The organism is Jiella pacifica (assembly GCF_010500815.1).
GTDB classification, from domain to species: domain Bacteria; phylum Pseudomonadota; class Alphaproteobacteria; order Rhizobiales; family Rhizobiaceae; genus Jiella; species Jiella pacifica.
The window spans coordinates 102,059-120,699 of the sequence record NZ_JAAAMG010000017.1 but is presented as its reverse complement, the minus strand read 5'-3'; the positions used below and the strand labels follow the sequence as shown (position 1 = coordinate 120,699).

Sequence of the window (18,641 nt, the reverse complement as noted above, 5' to 3'; positions counted from 1 at the left end):
CGACCTCATCCAACTCATAGCCGAGCACCTCGAGCCATACGTCGCTGACATGTTCGATGCAGCCGTTCTCATTGAGGGCGTGCAGTGGAAGAGGTGTGCGCCGATAAAGGGTGACGAAGCGTTCCTGGCTTCTCTGCACAGCGGCTGCTTCGCGTGCATTCGCGAGGGCGAAGCGCTGATCGACGATCGACGCGAGCAGAGCCAGGAACAGGATCAGAAAGGTCAGGGCGGCAACGGCGGATGCGAGCGTCATGGGATCGAGCGCCGGAGCACTCACCATTTCGGCAGCATCGGCATGCATCGTAATCGTCGCGGCCGCCATTCCCGTATAGTGCATTCCGGAGATCGCGAGGCCCATGGCACCGGAAGCCGCAAGCTTTCGGGAGGAAACCGTTCCGGTAAATGCGAGCCAAAGCGCGGCTATGGAAGCCGCGATGGCGATGGCCACCGATGCCGCGACCAATCGCAGATCATAGGCGATCGACGCCTGCATTTGCATGGCATGCATGCCGAGGTAGTGCATTGTCGCGATGCCGCATCCCATGATGAAGCCGCCCGCGACAAGAACGGACCAGCCCACCGCACGATCGCAGAGAAGCATGAATCCGATGCCCGTCACGATGATCGGCAAGGCGAGCGACAGCGCCGTGAGAGTGAGGTCGTAACCGACCTCCATCGGCAGTCTGTAGGCGAGCATGGCAACGAAGTGCATCGCCCAGATGCCGCCACCCATGGCGATCGCTGCCGTCGCGATCCAGCCGACCCGGACCCATCCTGCCGCACTGCGCACACGGCCTGCGAGATCGAGAGCGGTATAGGCGGCCACTGTCGCGATACAGACGGAGAGAACGACCAGCAGCCAGCTATACGCGCCTTCGACGATCATCACGTTTAGCTCCCCTGCGCTCGTTCAGCACTCGCGCTGCGCGCTGTCTTTCCGTCCTCGCTGGAGCGGCAAAACTCACAGCAGAGCAATCATGGGATCGCTGCTTTTGCAGCTATTGGCGCGCCCCCCGGCAGGACCCCGACACTGCTCCAAATTCGTCAGGCCGCGACCATGTCAGACATCGTTCAAGTCCGAGGCTCATCAGCATGACAGGATCTTTCGGCTGGCGCGTCTGGACGCCGGTCGCTCACTGCTCTTTTTAGAAGGGCAGAGATGGGTGTCGCCAATGAAAATATATTGGCGGCTAACTAAAATCGCTTGGTTTCGGCCTGTTGCACGATGAGCCGGTCTGTTCATCAGAAGCCGGACCGCGCGGTTGTCGCCAGTTCGCTCGACCTCGACCCCCCGCAGATCATCAGCCCTGACATCAGGCGATGGCCGGGCCAATCTCATCGCTTTCGCGGGTCATCCGCTCCTCGAAAAGGAGGAAGCCGCTTCGGCCCGAATTCTTGACCCGGTAGAGGGCGACATCCGCGCGGCGGAGAAGGTCGGTCTGGTTGGCTGCTCCCTTTGCCGCGATGGCGGCGCCGATCGAAATGCCGATGACGACGGGCTGCTGCATCAGAACTGTCCTTGATTACTGGTTTCGAGCCCGCACCATTGCAGCCTCGATGGCGATCGGAGAGGCCGGAGGCGATCGACGGCGCATCGCTTGCGACCGCGGCGTCAGCGGAAGATGGCGATCCGGGGGGGTTCTTGGCTCGCGAGGAATGACGGCGCAGCCGGCAGGGGAAGAAACTTGGCGGGCGCCATTGCGGCATTGCGGCATTGGCGATCGAGGCGCAGCCGGCCTTCGGCCAGATCAGCCCATTAAAGAGGCCGTTAGGAGCGGTCGGCTCCCAGGGAACGTTCAAGGAGAGATTGGCGACACCGAACACCCCGGTTTGAGTCCGGTGAAGGCACGGAAATCGTCTGTGGCCCTGCAGGCCAGTCGGCTTCATTTCCAGCGATGCAACCCGATGCGAGACCAAGCCACTCTGCGTCCGTCACCGGTCGCGCTGTTCGGGGCACACTAAGCCATGCCGTCCGGGGGGCGCCGATTCTCGGCCGAAATCGTCGGTTCGACACTTGCCGTGAGTTCACCTCGCTCAGACTTCGCTACGGGGCGCGGCGGAATATCTCAGCCTACCTTACCAGCACCGCCTGCGATGTCTGTCAGACGCTGGCGGGATTCTGCCCGGCAGGTCCGGGCGAGGCCATCGCAGAAACGCGCACGAACGCCGTGATGCCGACCGCCACCGCGCCGATCACGGAGAAGACGGCCTGCCACGTTTCCGACGGTATGAGATGTTTGAGGATGCCGTGGGTAGCGTGAAAGCCTGCAACGGCGGCAGGTGCGACGAAGGCGAGCGCTACGGCGAGTTTCACCCACATGGGCCGGGCGAACAGGATGAGGAACTGCGCAAGGCCTACCACGAGTCCCGCGCCGACACGTCCGACCAACACGCTGCCCGGCAGGCCCGCGCCGGTCTGATAGGCCCACATACCTGCCGCCACGCCGCCGAGCGCCGGCAATGCGTAGATGGCGAGCGTGAACAGCAACCAGCAGAGGACTGCAATTGCAGTGATCGATCCGAGAATTGGAATAATCATGGTGGCATCTCCGTAAGATGAGGTTCGAACGGTCGCGCCTCCACCACCACCATGGCGCAATTCAGCAGTATAACACACTCGCGGACGAGCCTCGATTTGGTGTAACCTCACCATTTCTGCAACGGCAGGGCGCTTCCCCGGCAATGTGTGTCGCGGTCAGGTCTCAATTCCTTTGAGCAACTCCGTGAGCGTATTGTCGTAGTCGTCCTTCGCGCCGGAGACGACGGAGTTTGACCTATCGCCCATCGCGGCTGCGATAGCCGCGCCGTGGGTGAAATCGACAAGTATGTTCAGCCAAAGCCTGGACCGTGCCGACGGCAATCCCGCTTCGACCAGAAGCCGGTCAATGTCATCGGTTATCCGCTGTGCCTGCCGGGGAAAGACTGCCGGCTGGCTGAAGATGAGCAATGTAAGGCCCGGGTGGCTTAACACCCGGTCATGATAGGCAAGCAGAAGTGATCTTATCCGGTCGTGAAACGTGCCAGCGGCTGGCGCGGAAACCTCTGCATAGACATGTTCGGACAAGGCGTCGATCAAGCCGTCGCGATCCCCGAAATGATGGTAGATGGTCATCGGATTGACCTGAAGACGATCGGCAAGCGCGCGCATTGTGAAGGCCTCGACGCCGCCGGTATCCAATAGTTCAAGCGCAGTCGTCAGAATCTGCTCGCGCGAGGCAGGTGCCTTCTCCCGATGCGGGCGTCCTCGTGGCCGGCTCATGCCGCGATCCGGTAGCGTGACTGGACAAGCCCCGAGGCGAAGCTTTTGGTGTCCTCGTGCACGAGCGGTATGTCCGAGCCGGTAGCTCCGAACAGAGTGCGCCCCTCACCAAGCAGCACCGGAACGCTCGTGATAACCATGTCGTCGATCAGCCCCGCGCGCAGGAACGACTGGATGACCTTTCCGCCATCGACATAGACGCGCCGGTGCCCCTCGGCTTCGAGCATCTCCATCACCTGTTCAGGCGATTTGTCTGAAATCCGCACCTTGCCGGCAAGATCTGCCGGTATGTCTTGGTCTTTCAGCGACGCTGAGAGGACAAGTACCGGGCGTGTGTAGAACCACGGGCGTTCATCTCGCATTTTTTCGAACGTGCCGCGGCCCATCAGGATGATGTCGATCTTCTCGATGAAGGCGTCATATCCGTGATCCTCTGCCGGATCGTCGCGCTCCAGCAACCAAGCTATGTCGCCGTCCTTGCGGGCGATGAAACCATCCAGACTGGTCGCGATGAAAACGTGCCCGGTGATCATCTCGATCTCCTTATTTATACGTTGTATAAATACGTATCGCTCGGACCTTTGCAGGTCAACGTGCCGCGCCGATGAAATCGACTGATGCGGACGCGAACATTGTCGTGTGGGGCGTGGCGGTTCATTCGAACCGCCAGACCGGGATGCCGAGCTTCCTCGCCTTGTCGGCGAGGTTCTCCTGAATACCAGTGCCGGGAAACACCATCACGCCGATTGGCAGCACATCCAGCATCTGATCGTTTCGCTTGAACGGCGCGGCGCGACCGTGCCTGGTCCAGTCGGGCGCGAATCCGATCTGCGTGACATTACGGTGATCGGCCCAGCGAGCGGCGATCTTCTCGGCGCCCTTCGGCGATTTGCCGTGCATCAGCACCATGTCGGGGTGTTTGGCATGCACCTGGTCCAGCTTGTCCCAGATCAGCTTGTGATCGTTGTAGTCGGCGCCGCCGGAGACGGCGACCTTAGGCCCGGCAGGCAATAGCACCTCGCGGTTGGCGCGTTTGCGCTCGGCGATGAAGTCCCGGCTGTCGATGATCGCCGATGTCAGCGCACGATGGTTCACCTGCGAACCGGTGCGCGGTGACCAGGGCGATCCGGTGGTGCGCAGATAATGCTCGGCGGCACTGTCGCGGAAGACCTCCAGGCTGTCGCGTCGTTCGATGAGGCCTTGTCCGGTCTCGATAAGGCGCTCGAGCTCGACGGCCTTGATTTCGGAGCCGTCCTGTTCGCGCTGCCCGCGTTTTAGGGCCTGCTCGTTGTCGTCGAGCTTGCGTTCGAGCCGGTCGGCCGCACGGTGGAACATGTTGACCGTCGACCAGAGCAGATCGTCGAGTTCTCCGTCGAGGGCGGTATCCGCCATGGTGGCGATCAGGGCGTCGAAGATGTCGGAGACGGCGCCTGTGATGACGTTGTCCTCCGGGACGAGGCGTGGGTCCGGACCGTGCCCGTCATGGCGGTAGCCATGGAGTTCCAGTTCGTTCAGTGTGTGCTCGGTCGGCGAGGAATCGTGGTGGGGTTCGAAGGTGTCGTCGTCGAGTGTCATCGGGTGGCTCCCTTTGTCGGTCGGCCGCGCCCGCCGCGGCCTTCATGGGCAGACAAGACGGCGGGCGGACCGGGCCTGCATCCTGGAGCGGCAGCGCAAGGACCGGAGCGTCAGCGGAGGATGGCGAAGGCCGGCGATTTTGTTTCGCGATGGAAAGGCCCGCAGGGCCGCCGGAAAATCGTTGGCCGCAGCCATTGCCGGACCGGGCTGTCTGCTGTCCGGTCGCCTCTGAGGAAGGCCGGGGCGCGGCCCTCTCCGGCATTCACTGGGAGCCGTTGACGAAGGCTGCGTCGTCACCGCCATAGCCCGCACCGCTGCCCCGTTCAGGCGGACAGGACGGACTCCATGAACCTGGCGACATCCTGCGGCGCGAGTTGAACCCGGATGGAGGCCCGGAAGGCGTTGAGACCCCGCAGGCGCAGATCCTCGTTGAGATCGCCCAGCATCGGCGAGAGCGGCAGTGCTTCTATGCCGAGCGCATCGGCCCGTTCGGCGAGCGTGTCCCGTGCGCCGTCGCCCGCCGGATCGTCATCGCGGACAATGTAGAGTCGGCGCAGCGTGTCCGGGAACAGGATGGCGGCAAGATGAGCTGCGGAGAGTGCGGCCGCCATCGGCATCTCGGGCAAGACGCATCGCAGCGACAGCATGGTCTCGATGCCTTCGCCCGCCGCCATGACCTCGCCCGCAACACCGAACCGGACGGCATGGCCGAGCAGGTCGCCCATTGCCCGTCGCGGCGTCTCGATCGGGGCCTTGCCGAGAGTCGCCTCGCTGAACCCGTCGGGATCGAGCCAGGTTCTGTGTGCGCCGGATTGGCGACCGCCGAGATCGGTAACCGACGCGATCAGCGCGGGCCAAGTCTCGGTCAGACTGTGCTTGTCGGGCCGGTAATAGCAACGCGGGTGAAACCGCAGCGATCCTGTTCCGTGCAAAGCCGTAATGCCGCGCATACGGAAATACGATTCTGCGAGTGTGCCCATAATCGGCTGCGCCATCGAGAACAGACGTTTGGCTGCGAGCGGTGAACCCGTTGGCGCGGGTGACTTTCGCCCCGGTGAAGATGCCGGCTCCGTCTCGGGATGCGGCAGACTGAGAAACCGCCGCGCCTCGTTCGCCACCTCCCTGAACTCCGTCAAACCGCAGCTTTCACGGATGACGTCGAGCAAATCGCCGTATTCGCCTGTCGCGGCGTCGGTCCATTTGCCCGCCGCACCCTTTCCGGTTTCGGGACCGGTCAGCCGCACGAACATCGAGCGACCCTTGGTGTTGCGCACGTCGCCCACGATCCAGTACCGGCCGGATTTGTAACCGTTCGACAGATATTCGCGGCACACCGCCTCGGCCTCCCGGGCGAGACGCTGCGCCAGTTCGGATGCGTTCTCCGGCATCGTGTCCTCCGAAACGAAAAAGGAGCCGCCATCGCTGGCGGCTCCTGACAGTGCAGTTGGCTCCTTGGTTATTCGGCCGCGGTCGCGAGGCGTTCGAGCGCGACCGAGTCATCCTCCGCCATGTCTTCGTCTTCGGCCATGGCCGTTTCGCCACCCGTTGCCGCCGTTTCCTCGACCGTCGTATCGGTGCCCGCTTCGGCGGGATCGATGGCGGCGGGTTCCACGGCCTCCGGCGCTTCGCGGCCCGGCGTGCGCAGCGGTTCCGGAAGCCACCCAGTCTCGGCCAGCAGCGTCTCCGCCTGTTCCGCCATCTCGGCCTTCTTCAGGTGCTCGATCCGGTCGGCGACACGCTGGCCTTTGGCTTCAGCGACAGCCTGGAGAATGCGGGCCTTGGTGACGCGGCCAAGGAACGTATCGACCGTCGGCCGCCACCCGGCCGCAGCCATGTCGAGCCCGACCGCTCGCGCCAGTTGGTCGGCGTGGGCGAGCGCGCGCGGCCGCCGGTTCCAGGCCTCGTGCACGGCGTTGACCGACAGGCTGACGACATGGGCGAAGAGCATCGCCTGGCTGTCGCCATCCCACTCCTGGAGCGCGTCCCAGAGGTCGGCGGAGTCCTTCGGCAGAACCTTCGCCCAAGTCTCGTGCCGGACACGGATCGCCTCGGCCGAGGCGCTGCCGTTCAGCCCCGGCGCCTGCGTCCCAAAGCCGACGCTCTTCAGGTCCAACTCCAGGCAACTGTCCGACCCATAGTGATAGAAGACCCTGAGCGTCAGCGCGTGGAGCGCCGCGTGGAAGGCGATCTGCGGATGCTCGCCGAGTGCGTGCCGCAAGCCGAGCGTGCGATGAGCGGTCAGCTCCGTCATCAGCCGGTCGGAGATTGGCGACAGCGTCTCGTCCTCCTCAGGCTCCGGCGCGGAGGTATCGGCCTCGGTCTCAGGATCCTCCTCGCCGTCATTGCCGGATTCGGCCCCAGAGTCTTGGCCGCTATCGTCTTCCTCGGGATCCGTCTCGACCGACCGATCGTCCTCCGGGCGAACATAGCCGCGCTCGACTCGGAGCCGCCCGTCGGGCGCAATGCTGACGAACGCGCCGGCCCGGCCGATCTCGTCGGGATCGAACGACAGCGGCCGCTCCGAAAAGGCCTCGAGCGCCGTTTCCAACTCGCCGAGCCGTTCATCGACATCGTCCGGCAGTTCGTCGGCGTCTTCGTGCTCGGCGACCAGGCGATCGTATTCGGCCTGCAGGGCGTCGCGCGTGGATTGCGCCTCGGCCGTGAGCGGTACGGGCTCGCCGCGTAGCTGACGGAGGCCGAAAGTATGGCCGTAGGCGAAGTCGGGCGCGACCTCGATCCACTTCCAGCCTTCCGCGGCGATCGCCTCGGATTCCGCCTTCAGCTTGGCCGCGACCATCTCGTCGAGCAGCGCCACGTCCTGAAGCCAGCCGCCGTCGTCGCCCTGGAACAGATCGCGAAGCACGGTGCCGCCGGCCTCGATGTAGGCATCGACGCCGATAAACTCGGCGCGCTTGTCGGACGCTCGCACCGCGCCCTCGGTCAGCATGCGGCGGATGACGTAGGGCTGCTTGTCGTAAGACGCCTTCAGACGCTCGAACACCTGCTCCTGGCGCTCGTGATCGCCCGAGACGGTGAAGGCCATGAGCTGGTCGAGCGTCATGCCGTCCTCGGCGTAGATATCGAGCAGCGCCGGTGAGACCGAGGCGAGCTTCAGCCGCTGCTTGACCACGTTGACCGAGACGAAGAACGCGGCGGCGATCTCCTCCTCGGACTGGCCCCTTTCGCGAAGCGCGAGGAAGGCGCGGAACTGTTCGAGCGGATGCAGCGGCGCGCGCTGGACATTCTCCGCCAGCGAGTCCTCCTCGGCGATGCCGCCCTCCCTGATCACGCAGGGCACCGGCGCCGTCTTGGCGAGGCGCTTCTGCTTCACCAGCAGTTCGAGGGCGCGATAGCGGCGGCCGCCGGCGGGGATCTCGTACATGCCGGTCTCGGCGCCGGCCTCGTCGACAACGGCCCGCACGCTCAGCCCTTGCAGCAGCCCGCGCCGGGCGATGTCCGCCGCCAGCTCCTCGATCGAGACGCCGGCCTTGACGCGCCGGACATTCGACTGGCTAAGCACAAGCTTGTTGAAGGGGATGTCGCGCGAGGACGACAGGGCGATTTTCTTTACAGCAGTCGCCATGGGGATTTACTCCGCGACGGGCGCCGAGAGCCTCTCTCTCAGCCCTAAACCCGTCACGAAGCGAAGCGCCGCCCTCTACCTCTGAGGACGGCGCCGCCTGCCGGCGATCCGGAGACGCGCAGAGCCGGAGACGCGGATACGCGCATCCCCGGCTTCGCGGATTTCAGGACGGAAGGGCGTCACCCCCCATCACGAGGAGGCTGCGCCGCGCGATGGAGGATGCGCTCGGCCGCGCGAATGCCTCCGGCCTCGCGGGCGGCTTCCGCCCAGACCGAGATCGGGAAATCGCCGGTGAAGAGGATGTCGCGCTCGATCCCCATGCCGAACGGCAAGCGGATCGAGGTCAGCTCCTCGAGCGAGAAATTGCCCAATTCGGGATAGCCGATATCGGCGAGGCCGAAGAGCGTATCGCCGTCCGCGTCGAGCTCGGTCGCGAGCCAGACGCCTTCGCCCAGCGGGTTGAAGAACTTGACCACCGGCACGTGGTCGACATCGCGCTGCCGACCATTGGCGAGCAGGAGATCGCGCTGGTCGTCGATCAGGAGGATCATGCCACCCTCCTGTCGAGAGAGAGCTCTTTCCCATCGCACCGCTGCTCGTCTTGAGGCAGGAAGGCCAGAAGCCAGTCGGCGGCCTTGCTCGCCTGGCTGGCGGCGCGAACGATGGCGCGATTGTCCTCGCGCAGCACCTCAAGCCAGGACCCGATGTAGTCGGCATGCCGGACCGTAGGCTCGATGCCGAGCGACGCGCAGCAGAAGGCGGCGTTGATCTCGGCGATCAGTTCCTCGAAGGCGTATTTCTTCGATCCAAAGGAGCCGGAGAGATCACGGTTGAGCCGGTGGGGGGCGCCGCTGGCATGCCCGAGTTCGTGCAGCGCCGTGCGGTGCCAGTTGATCGCTTCGAAATAGGCCTGCGGCGGCGGCACCTGCACATAGTCATGTGCGGGCACGTAGAAGGCCCGATTGCCGCCGATTCGGAAATCGATCCCCGTCGCCGCGATCAGCGCCTCGACGCGCGGTTCGATCAAGCCCGTCGGTGCCGGCGGCGCGGCAGTCGCCACATCGTCGGGCAGGTTCTCGCACTGGTCGGTGTTGAAAACGGTGAAGCGCTTCAGGAACGGGATCGCCTGGGCGTCCTCGCCGGTCTCGTGAGCGCGCCGCTTCTCGTCTTCGGGCACGAAGCGGTCGGCATAGACAACGGTGGTGCCGCGCTCGCCCTTCTTGACATTGCCGCCGAGCGACAGCGCCTGGCGGAAGGTGAGCCAGCTCTGGCCGGAAAAGCCGCGCTCGATGACGGCGCCCCAGAGGAGCAACACGTTGATGCCGGAATAGGTCCGGCCAGTCGAGGCGTTCTGCGGCATCGAAAGCGGCGCCTTCGCCGCCGCCGTGCCCCATGGCTGGACCCAGGGCACACCGCCGGCCTCCAGCTCGGCAATGATCTTGTCGGTGATTTCGGAATAGAGATTGGTCCGGTCGCGCCTGGCGCCGGCGTTTCGCTTGTGTCTGGACATCGCGGGTCTCCGCGACGGGCGCCAAGGGCCTCTCCCTCGGCTTCCAACCCGTCACGGCAAACCCGTCCGCACTCTCACTCTCGGGGCGTTGCGGGGTGTCCCCGCAGAAGGGGTCGGCGGAGACTACAGGCTCGGCCGCAGGGGAAGGCCTTCCCCTCCCGGGCTTTCCACGTCGCGGTCCATTCGCTTCCAATCCGCGGCGCGGTGGCTTCCAATCAGCCGATTCAACAACCTCGTTGGTCTTTTCCTTTAGTGCTCCACGCGATACAAAACCTCGCACTATGGATGTTGAAGTGCAAGAGTATGTATCTATGTCTCAGGCCCGATCCCAGCGCGAGATAGCCCGCGACCTTCTCGCGGCGCGTGGGATTCTGCGCCTTGCGGAACTCAGGGCCGCCGGCGTGACCGCCGCAACCGTCAGCCGCATGGAGAAGGATGGCGAGGTCATCCGCCTGGCGCGCGGGCTCTACCAGCTTCCCGACGCAGAACTCGACGCAAACCACAGCCTCGCCGAGGCGGCCAAGCGTTTCCCCAAGGGCGTGATCTGCCTCGTCTCGGCGCTTGCCTTTCATGAACTCACGGATCAATTCCCCAAGAAGGTGTGGATGGCGATCGGTCGGAACGACTGGACGCCGAAACCGAGCGACATGCCGATCCGTGTGCTGCGTTTCTCGGACGATCTGCTTGCCGACAGCGTGGAAACCCACGTGATCGAAGGCGTATCGGTAAAGGTGTTCGGCGTGGCGAAGACCGTTGCGGACTGCTTCCGGCATCGCGGCAAGATCGGTCTTCCTGTCGCGCTCGAGGGCCTGCAGGAAGCCCTGCGTCAACGCAAAGTCACGCCGGCAGAGATCGCGAGGGCGGCGGATACAGGCGGGGCCGGCACGGTCATCCGCCCCTATCTGGAGGCGCTGACCGCCAATGGCTAAGGAGATCAAGAATATCGGCGCCTCGGTGCGCGCCCGGCTCCTCAACCTCTCCAAGGCGAACGGACAGAGCTTCGATCTGGTGCTCACGCGCTTCGCGCTGGAGCGCCTTCTGTTCCGGCTCAGCCAGTCACCCCATGCCGACCGCTTTGTGCTGAAAGGCGCGATGTTGATGATGAGCTGGTTCGACGATCCGCACCGCGGGACGCGCGATCTTGATCTCCTTGGTTTCGGCGACCCGAGCGAAGCTGCGATGCTAGCGACATTCCGGGACATCCTCGCTCAGGACGCCGACGACGGCGTCGTGTTCGATCCGGACACGCTGCGTGTCGACCGCATTCGCGAGGAGCTCGACTATGGCGGTCTCCGGCTGCGTGCGATCGCTTCGGTCGGCGGCGCCCGGATCAACCTGACGATCGATATCGGCTTTGGCGATGCGCTGGAGCCTGGGGCGGAAGTCGTCGACTACCCCGTCATGCTCGATCTCCCCGCGCCGAGGCTGCGCGCCTATGCGCGAGAGACGGTCATCGCCGAGAAATTCCAGGCGATGGTGGCGCTTGGGCGGGCGAACAGCCGGATGAAGGACTTCTACGACATCTGGATTCTCAAGCGGTCGTTCAGCTTCGATGATGACCGGCTCGCCCGCGCCATCGCGGCCACGTTTGCGCGGCGTGGAACGGCAATTCCGATCGAACCGCCCGACGCGCTGACGCAGGCATTCGCTGCGGATGAACAGAAACGGAGGCAGTGGCGGGCTTTCGTTGAGGATGTTGCGGTTGATCCAGGATCTCTTGCGCTGGTTCTTGAGGAACTCGCCGGCTTCTTGATGCCACAGGCCAGTCGAGCCAACGAATTCGGGCGATACTAGTATATTAGTAGAGTGGAGGGTTGCGTTGAAACGAATACTCAGGGACGAAATGTATTAGGGGGGGGGTTATGCTGAATCGTGGATCGGAGTGGCGGAGATGGGAGCCACATGTCCATGCGCCGGGTACCATCATGAACAATCAGTTCAGCGGGCCGAGCGCATGGGATGACTATCTCACAGCGCTTGAACAGGCGACGCCGGTCATCGAGGCGATTGCGGTCACTGACTACTACGTGACCGACACTTATCGGGAAGTCCTGCGACACCGGCATGCGGGCAGGCTCCCGAACGCAGCCCTCATCTTTCCGAACGTGGAGGTAAGGCTCGACGTTGCGACCTCGAAAGGAGGCTTCGTCAATCTGCACCTGTTCGTCAGCCCCGAAGATCCCCAGCACATCGATGAGCTGCAACGGCTATTGTCTCGTCTGCAGTTCAACGCGATGCAGGATCGGTTCGACTGCACGCGCGCCGACCTGATCAGGCTGGGCAAGAAGGCGGATCCGAATATTACCGACGATGGAGCCGCACTCGCCTATGGCGCTAGCCAGTTCAAGATCAATTTTCAGCAGCTTCGGGAGGTGTATGCGGAGAGCGGCTGGGCGAAAAAGAACATTCTGATCGGCGTGGCAGGCGGGGCGAACGATGGAACATCGGGCGTTCGAGAGGCCGCCGACCAAACCATCCGACGTGAGATCGAAGGGTTTGCCCATGTGATATTCGCCAGCAGCGAGGCGCAGCGGGAATTCTGGCTAGGCCGCAAACCCTCAATGTCTGCAGATGAAATTCGTAAAGTGTACGGTGGCTTGAAGCCGTGCCTGCATGGAAGCGACGCACATGACCTCGAGAGTGTTGCTTCTCCGTTCGGGGACCGCTTCTCCTGGATCAAGGGTGGGCTCGAATTCGACGCGCTGCGGCAAGCATGTATCGACCCGGGCGACCGGGCGCATGTCGGGAGCGAGCCGCCAGCGTCGGCAACGCCTTCGCAGGTGATTGCCGGACTCGAGGTTCTCGATGCGCCATGGATGAAGACGTCGACCATACCGCTCAATCCGGGCCTGGTAGCGATTATCGGGGCCCGCGGTTCTGGCAAGACGGCGCTGGCAGACATGATCGCAGCTGGCTGCGATTCGATCCCTGACGATGCCTGGAAAGCCGACGAGTGGGCGAACCCCTCCTTCCTTGTTCGCGCTCGCCCGCTTGTGGGTGACGCAAAGGTGAGGGTGACGTGGGCAGCAGGAGACCCCGAAACGCGCGCCCTTGATGGCTCGGACGCCAACGGTCCGTTCAGCTATGAACGCGTGCGATATCTGTCTCAGCAGTTTGTCGAGGAGCTTTGCTCGTCAACCGGCCTGACCAACGGGCTGCTCCGGGAAATCGAGCGTGTGATTTTCGAGGCGCATCCTGATGAAACCCGGGACGGCGCGCTGAATTTTGCAGAGCTGTTGGAACAGCGAGCATCACGGCATCGTCTCGCTCGCGCCAGAGAGGCCGAGGCTGTCGCCCAGATCTCTGATCGCATCAGTACGGAGTTGGAGAAGGAGAAACTCGTCGCCAGCTACGAGGCGGAGGTGGCGAAGAAGAAGAAGCTCGTCGATGCCTATACGGCCGACCGCGCCAAACTCGTATCGAAAGGCAGCGAGAAAAGAGCTCAGCGACACACGGAGCTGGCCGGTGCGGCCAACCAGGTCCGAGCAAAGCTTCACCGGTACACTGGGCAGAGACAAACATTTCTCGCCATGCAGGATGAAGTGAAGGACATGCGCCGCAACCAGGCGCCTGAAGCGCTTCGCCATGCTCAGTCACGCCATGAGCACAGTGGAATGACAGACGAGCAAAGGAAGCCAGGATCGTCCGCCCGCACCGGGCGACGCTCAATCAGCGCATAACGCTTGTATCATTCCGCAAACGGCCAAGCCGCCGCCCATCCCCCGCGAGCGGGCTCGTTCTTCGGCCCACTTGGGGCTTAGGACGCGTCGGAGTAGCTCGCTACAGTGCTCTGCCGGTTGCTTTCATCAACGCGGTTCTTCTGCAACTTTCGGGCCCGTGATAAACCACCCGCGATTTCCAGGATATCGACTATCTCGCCGGCCACGCGGTCCGCAGCCAGCCTCAGTGCTTCATCGATGTGGACATAGCGCTGCGTGACGCCGCGAGCGGAATGGCCGAGAAGTGCTGCGATGGTCAGTTCGGAAAAGCCGAGATCGCCGGCCACGCTGGCAAAGGTGTGGCGAAGCGTGTGCGGGGTCACATCGGCAAGCCCAGCCTTCTGGCAGATACGATCGAGAACTCGCACCACGCCGATAAAATGGCCATCGCCCCAATCCGCGGGGAAGAAGAACGGCGACTGGGTCTTTGGCTGGTTGCGAAGAAGATCGACGGCCACCGTGCCGATCACGCGGACCTGAGCGCCGCTCTTGGTTTCCGGGAAATGGATCGCGCCTTCTTCCTCATCGAGCCAAGCTCGCTGCAGCCCCAGCCCCTCCATGCGCCGGAAGCCGGTGAGCAGGAGAAAGCGGATCGCCGCAAGTCCCCTCGGATGCTCTCCACCCTCAGCCGCCACACCAAGCGCCTTGCCCAGCCGTTCGATCTCGCTCCGGCTGAGCCGGCGATCCCGCGGAGCGCCCGCCAGTCGACGGACTCCCTTCGCAGGATTGATGTCGATCTTCCCGAGGCGCGCCGCATGTTCAAAGATGGAGTGGAGCGTCGAAATCGTGCGCGCAGCGACGCCATCGCCGCCGGTCGTGGCGCCGCCTCGACCTCCAACGCGGGGCTTTGACGTCTTGCCCGCGGCAATATCGGCCTGCATCGCTTCGATATCGCCGAGCTTCAGCGAACTGACCCGCTTTCGCCCCAGCAGCGGCTTGATGTGAACTTCAATCCGGCTCTTGTCCATTGCCAGCGTGGACGCCTTGATCGGACGTCGACGCCGCCCGAGGATCCGTCCCGCCTCTGCTTCGGCAAGATACCAGTCACAAACCTCGGCGACCGTCTGCTGTCCGGCGGCAATTGCTTCCTCGGCGACAGGATCGGTTCCCTTTGAGACGAGGACCAGCTTTTCGTGCGCGAGAACGCGAGCCTCCTCCACCGTCATCAGACCATAGCGGCCAATGACGGATCGACGATTCCTACCTTCCGGCGTGCGGTACTGGATGACGAAGCTCTTGAGCCCCGATGGCATCACTTGCACGCCGAAACCGCGCAGGTCGCGATCCCAGAGGAATTTCTCCCGAACCTTGACCCCAACCTGGGAAGGTTCTGGAGCCTTGAGAGCGTCCACGACTCGCTTCGTCAGCTTTTCCGGTGCCATGACAGCAGCTTGCTCAATATCTGCTTAGATCCATCCGATCATACCCCGATCGAAGCAGAATCCAAGCACTTTTTGGAAAGTCAGCGGCTACCATGGCGAGGATATGACGGCCCTATATCCTCCATAATCAACTGCTTTATATCGCTTTATCGCGCCACATCGTAAATCCGGATAATGCAGAGAATACGTGCCAGCGACCTTGCCAAGGTTGGGGTCGAGGGTTCGAATCCCTTCGCCCGCTCCATTTTTCCTTTTAAATCAATAGGTTGCCATCGACGAACCGGGCTGACGGTTCGGCGTGCGTGATCCTCGCCGTCCGCGCAGGTGCTGCGATTTTTCGGGGCCTCGCGACGGCGATCATCCGTCTGGTCGGTGATCCGACGCCGTCAGGGCGAGCGGTCGGAGGTCATAGCGCCGCGCGCTATGGGCCGCGCTATGGAAGGATCCGGGGAAGATCCGGGAGAACCGCCGGCCGCGCCCAGCCCGGCGGCTTCATGATGACCATGCCGGTGCCGAAGGTTTCCGCCAGCATCGGCCCTTCCAGAAGCTCTTCCGGCGCGCCGTCGGCCACCAGCCGGCCGCGCTGCAGGACCATGAGGCGATCGGAAAAGCTGACCGCCAGATTGAGGTCGTGGAGCACTGCGACGACGATGCCGCCCCCGTCGGCGAAGCGCCGCGCGATCGACAGCACGGCGATCTGATGACGGACGTCCAGGCTGGACGTCGGCTCGTCGAGGATGAGCAGCTTGGCTCTTCCATCCTTCACCGGCTTGCCGATCTGGCAGAGGACGCGGGCGAGCTGGACCCGCTGCTGCTCCCCGCCGGACAGGCGCTGGTAGAGCCGCTCGCCGAAGCCTTCGAGGTCGACCGCAGCAAGCGCCCGCTGCACCTCCTGCCGGCGCGCTGCGGCGTCCATGCCGGCCCGCTGGCGCAGGCCGAGGCCGACGATCTCGAACACCGTGAAGGGAAAGGCGATCGACGTCGCCTGGGGCAGGACCGCCCGCTGCGTCGCAAGATCGGCCGGAGCGAGGGTCGATACGTCGTCGCCATGCAGGCGGACCCGCCCGAGGGCCGGACGTCTTTCCCCGCTGATCGCCTTGACGAGCGTCGACTTGCCGGCACCGTTCGGACCGATCACGGCAACCATCGTGCCGGCTCCGATCCGGGCCGTCACCTTGTGCAGAATCGCGCGTCCGCCGGCGACGACACCGACGTCGTCGATTTCCAGTCCCATGCCGGTCAAAATCCTTCGAAGTCGCGGCGGCGCATCAGGAGCCACAGGAAGAACGGCGCCCCGATCGCGGCGGTGATGATGCCGATCGGCAGTTCGGCCGGGGCGACGAGCAGACGTGCGCCGATGTCGGCGACGAGCAGGAGAAGCGCGCCGCCGAGACAGGAGGCCGGCAGCAGGAACCGGTGGTCGGCGCCGACGGCGAGCCGCAAGAGATGCGGCACGACGATGCCGACGAAGCCGATCGTGCCCGAGACGGCGACGGCGACACCCGTCGCCGCCGCGACCAGGAGGATTGCCAGCCGCTTCAGCCGCTCGACACGCAACCCCATGTGAAACGCCTCCGCCTCGCCGAGCACCAATGCATCAAGTCCACGCGCAAGCATCGGCGCCGCGGCGAGGACGAGAAGCATGATCGGGCCGGAGATCGCGACCTTTTCCCAGGTCACGCCGCCGAGCCCGCCGAGATTCCAGAAGGTGATGTCGCGCAACTGCGTGTCGTCGCTGAGGAAGGCCAGATAACCCATCAGGGCGGCAGCGAAGGCGGCGAGCGCAATGCCGGACAAGAGCATCGTCGCGACCGAGGTCAGGCCTTCGCGCGTCGCGATGGCGTAGAGGATCAATGTCGCCGTCAGCGCCCCGGCGAAGGCGGCGAGCGGCAGGGCATAGCCGCCGAGGATGGCGCTGACCGGCGCCAGCGCGCCGCCGCCGAGGACGATCATCGACACCGCGCCCAGCGCCGCGCCGTTCGACACGCCGAGGATCGCCGGATCGGCGAGCGGATTGCGGAACAGCCCCTGCATGACCGTGCCGCCGAGCGCCAGCATCGCGCCGATCAGCGCCGCCATGATCGCCCGCGGCAGCCGGATCTGCCAGACGATGATGACGTCGCCGAGCGGAAACGCCGTCGTCTTCGGCCCCGCCGCGAGGATCTGGATCACCCGCGAAGGCGAAATCGCCGCCGGCCCGATGCCGATCGCCAGCACCGCCGTCGCCAGGACGCCGAAGGCGAGCAGCGCCAGGGCGACGGCCTGGACGAGCGAACGCTCGCCCGGCGCCCGGGCCAGCGGCGAGGACCCCGTCAGCGCACTCATTCCGCCGGCTCGATCGCCCCCGGGTAAAGCCGGGCGGCGAGATCGCGCGCCGCATCCGCCGTGCGCGGGCCGAAGCCGAGCAGATAGGCCGCGTCCATCCGCACGAGAGCGCCGGCCTGGCCGGCCGGCGTCGCCTTCAGCGCCGGGATGGCGAAGGGATCGACGGTGGCGTGGTTCGGGCCGGCCCCGGTCATCATCACGACGACGTCCGGTGCGAGTTCCGTCGCCGCTTCCGCCGAAACCGTCTTGTATCCGTTAGCGGCGGAAAAGACGTTGATGCCGCCCGCCAGCGCGATCATCGCGTCGGCGGCCGTGTCCGAGCCGGCCACCATCGGCCGACCGTCCACCAGCGACAGGATGAAGAGGACGCGCTTTTTCGGCCCCGCCTTCGCCAGTTCGCTCTCGAGCCGCTCGAGATCGCCCTCGACGCCCTCGGCGAGCGCCTTGCCTGCCTCGGGCTTTCCCACCGCTGCGGCGACCGCCTCGAGCTTTTGCGCGATGGCTTCGACGCCATGGCCGTCCGGCATCGTCTCGACCGCGATGCCGGAGCTCTTCAGGAGCTGGATGGCCGGTGGCGGGCCGGCCCCCGCCTCCATCAGGACGAGATCGGGGGATTGGGAGAGAACGCCCTCGGCCGACAGCGCGCGCATGTATCCGACATTCGGCTTTTCTGCCGCCCGGGGCGGAAAGACCGAGGTCGTGTCGATCGCGACGATCCGGTCCTCGACGCCGAGGGCATAGAGCGTCTCGGTGATGGCCCCGCCGATGGCGACGATGCGCCGTGCCTCTTGGGCCTGCGCGCTTGCGGGCGACGCCGCCGGCAAGGCCGCAATGGCGAATGCGAGAGGAAGAAGTGCGCGGAGGGCCGGATGGAGCGGCTTTCGGATCGACATGGCTGTGAGCTTCATTTCGTGAGGATCAGCTTGCCGGCCTTGGTCAGCCGCAAGCGATAGACGGCATCGCCGTGGTGAATTTCGACTTCCCTTGCCTCGCCCAGCAACGCACCGGCGGAAAGGACGCGCCGCCCCTTTTCGGCGGCTGTCTGCACGGTTCGATCCTGCGCTTCCCCATCGTGCCGCCCGACGTCGTCACCCACTTTAGAACCGCTCCAATTACGCAGCAATTTCAAGGCAATAGAAGTTGACTCTGATTATCATATTAAATATCCACGTCAACGGTGATGGCGCGAACCGAGGGGGTTCGCTCGCCGATCGAGGACGTTAGCACGCCGGACCGCGCCAGCGCGGACGCCAGCCAGGTCCCTGTCATCTCAAAATCGAGGGGATCC

The 18,641-nt window shown here is 64.4% G+C and carries 17 protein-coding genes and 1 pseudogene; 3 read left to right on the top strand and 15 right to left on the bottom strand.

What is annotated here, in order from left to right:
• From GTK09_RS19005 to GTK09_RS18960, 10 genes are all read right to left on the bottom strand, one after another.
• Positions 1 to 886, bottom strand: an 886-nt coding sequence (locus GTK09_RS19005; protein ID WP_281353460.1) for an MHYT domain-containing protein, incomplete at its 3' end; no start/stop codon positions are given.
• A gap of 427 nt (positions 887 to 1,313) precedes the next feature.
• Positions 1,314 to 1,508, bottom strand: a complete 195-nt coding sequence (locus GTK09_RS19000; protein ID WP_163465007.1) for a diguanylate cyclase domain-containing protein — start codon at positions 1,506 to 1,508, stop codon at positions 1,314 to 1,316.
• Positions 1,509 to 2,101: 593 nt separating this feature from the next.
• Entirely contained in the window at positions 2,102 to 2,539 is a 438-nt protein-coding gene (locus tag GTK09_RS18995; RefSeq protein WP_163465006.1) for a hypothetical protein, read from the bottom strand.
• A 156-nt stretch (positions 2,540 to 2,695) separates the two neighbouring features.
• Entirely contained in the window at positions 2,696 to 3,259 is a 564-nt protein-coding gene (locus GTK09_RS18990) for a TetR/AcrR family transcriptional regulator (RefSeq protein ID WP_163465005.1), read from the bottom strand.
• A complete protein-coding gene (locus tag GTK09_RS18985; protein WP_163465004.1) occupies positions 3,256 to 3,792 on the bottom strand; it encodes a dihydrofolate reductase family protein in 537 nt (178 codons plus the stop codon). The genes GTK09_RS18990 and GTK09_RS18985 overlap by 4 nt, the downstream gene beginning before the upstream one ends.
• Positions 3,793 to 3,913: 121 nt before the next feature.
• Positions 3,914 to 4,834, bottom strand: a complete 921-nt coding sequence (locus GTK09_RS18980; protein ID WP_163465003.1) for a DUF2493 domain-containing protein — start codon at positions 4,832 to 4,834, stop codon at positions 3,914 to 3,916.
• Positions 4,835 to 5,157: 323 nt separating this feature from the next.
• Positions 5,158 to 6,222 carry a DUF7146 domain-containing protein gene (locus tag GTK09_RS18975; RefSeq protein ID WP_163465002.1) on the bottom strand — a complete coding sequence of 355 codons (1,065 nt, stop codon included), beginning with the start codon at positions 6,220 to 6,222 and terminating at the stop codon, positions 5,158 to 5,160.
• 68 nt (positions 6,223 to 6,290) lie between these two features.
• Positions 6,291 to 8,417 (bottom strand): ParB/RepB/Spo0J family partition protein, encoded by a 2,127-nt coding sequence (locus GTK09_RS18970; RefSeq protein WP_163465001.1) that lies wholly within the window; start codon positions 8,415 to 8,417, stop codon positions 6,291 to 6,293.
• Positions 8,418 to 8,596: 179 nt separating this feature from the next.
• Entirely contained in the window at positions 8,597 to 8,968 is a 372-nt protein-coding gene (locus tag GTK09_RS18965) for a DUF2958 domain-containing protein (RefSeq protein ID WP_163465000.1), read from the bottom strand.
• Positions 8,965 to 9,927 (bottom strand): ArdC family protein, encoded by a 963-nt coding sequence (locus GTK09_RS18960; protein WP_163464999.1) that lies wholly within the window; start codon positions 9,925 to 9,927, stop codon positions 8,965 to 8,967. The genes GTK09_RS18965 and GTK09_RS18960 overlap by 4 nt, the downstream gene beginning before the upstream one ends.
• 311 nt (positions 9,928 to 10,238) lie before the next feature.
• Here GTK09_RS18960 and GTK09_RS18955 point away from each other — a divergent pair, with 311 nt between their 5' ends.
• The 3 genes and pseudogenes from GTK09_RS18955 to GTK09_RS18945 form a co-directional block, all read left to right on the top strand.
• Positions 10,239 to 10,856, top strand: coding sequence for a type IV toxin-antitoxin system AbiEi family antitoxin domain-containing protein (locus tag GTK09_RS18955; RefSeq protein ID WP_163465020.1), 618 nt, complete (start codon positions 10,239 to 10,241; stop codon positions 10,854 to 10,856).
• Positions 10,849 to 11,721, top strand: coding sequence for a nucleotidyl transferase AbiEii/AbiGii toxin family protein (locus tag GTK09_RS18950; RefSeq protein WP_163464998.1), 873 nt, complete (start codon positions 10,849 to 10,851; stop codon positions 11,719 to 11,721). Before GTK09_RS18955 ends, GTK09_RS18950 begins: the two co-directional genes overlap by 8 nt.
• A 68-nt stretch (positions 11,722 to 11,789) precedes the next feature.
• Positions 11,790 to 13,556: pseudogene (locus GTK09_RS18945) on the top strand (TrlF family AAA-like ATPase); the annotation flags it as partial.
• Between the two features lie 128 nt (positions 13,557 to 13,684).
• Here the strand turns inward: GTK09_RS18945 and GTK09_RS18940 are convergent.
• The 5 genes from GTK09_RS18940 to hemP form a co-directional block, all read right to left on the bottom strand.
• Entirely contained in the window at positions 13,685 to 15,028 is a 1,344-nt protein-coding gene (locus tag GTK09_RS18940) for a tyrosine-type recombinase/integrase (protein WP_163464997.1), read from the bottom strand.
• A 433-nt stretch (positions 15,029 to 15,461) separates the two neighbouring features.
• A complete protein-coding gene (locus GTK09_RS18935) occupies positions 15,462 to 16,262 on the bottom strand; it encodes a heme ABC transporter ATP-binding protein (RefSeq protein ID WP_163464996.1) in 801 nt (266 codons plus the stop codon).
• 5 nt (positions 16,263 to 16,267) lie between these two features.
• A complete protein-coding gene (locus GTK09_RS18930) occupies positions 16,268 to 17,353 on the bottom strand; it encodes a FecCD family ABC transporter permease (RefSeq protein WP_163464995.1) in 1,086 nt (361 codons plus the stop codon).
• Complete coding sequence (locus GTK09_RS18925) at positions 17,350 to 18,246, bottom strand: heme/hemin ABC transporter substrate-binding protein (protein ID WP_163464994.1); 897 nt, start codon at positions 18,244 to 18,246, stop codon at positions 17,350 to 17,352. Before GTK09_RS18925 ends, GTK09_RS18930 begins: the two co-directional genes overlap by 4 nt.
• An 11-nt stretch (positions 18,247 to 18,257) precedes the next feature.
• The gene (hemP, locus tag GTK09_RS27860) at positions 18,258 to 18,449 is read right to left on the bottom strand and encodes a hemin uptake protein HemP (RefSeq protein ID WP_312869924.1); all 192 of its coding nucleotides are present in this window, start codon (positions 18,447 to 18,449) and stop codon (positions 18,258 to 18,260) included.
• Positions 18,450 to 18,641: the final 192 nt, after the last annotated feature.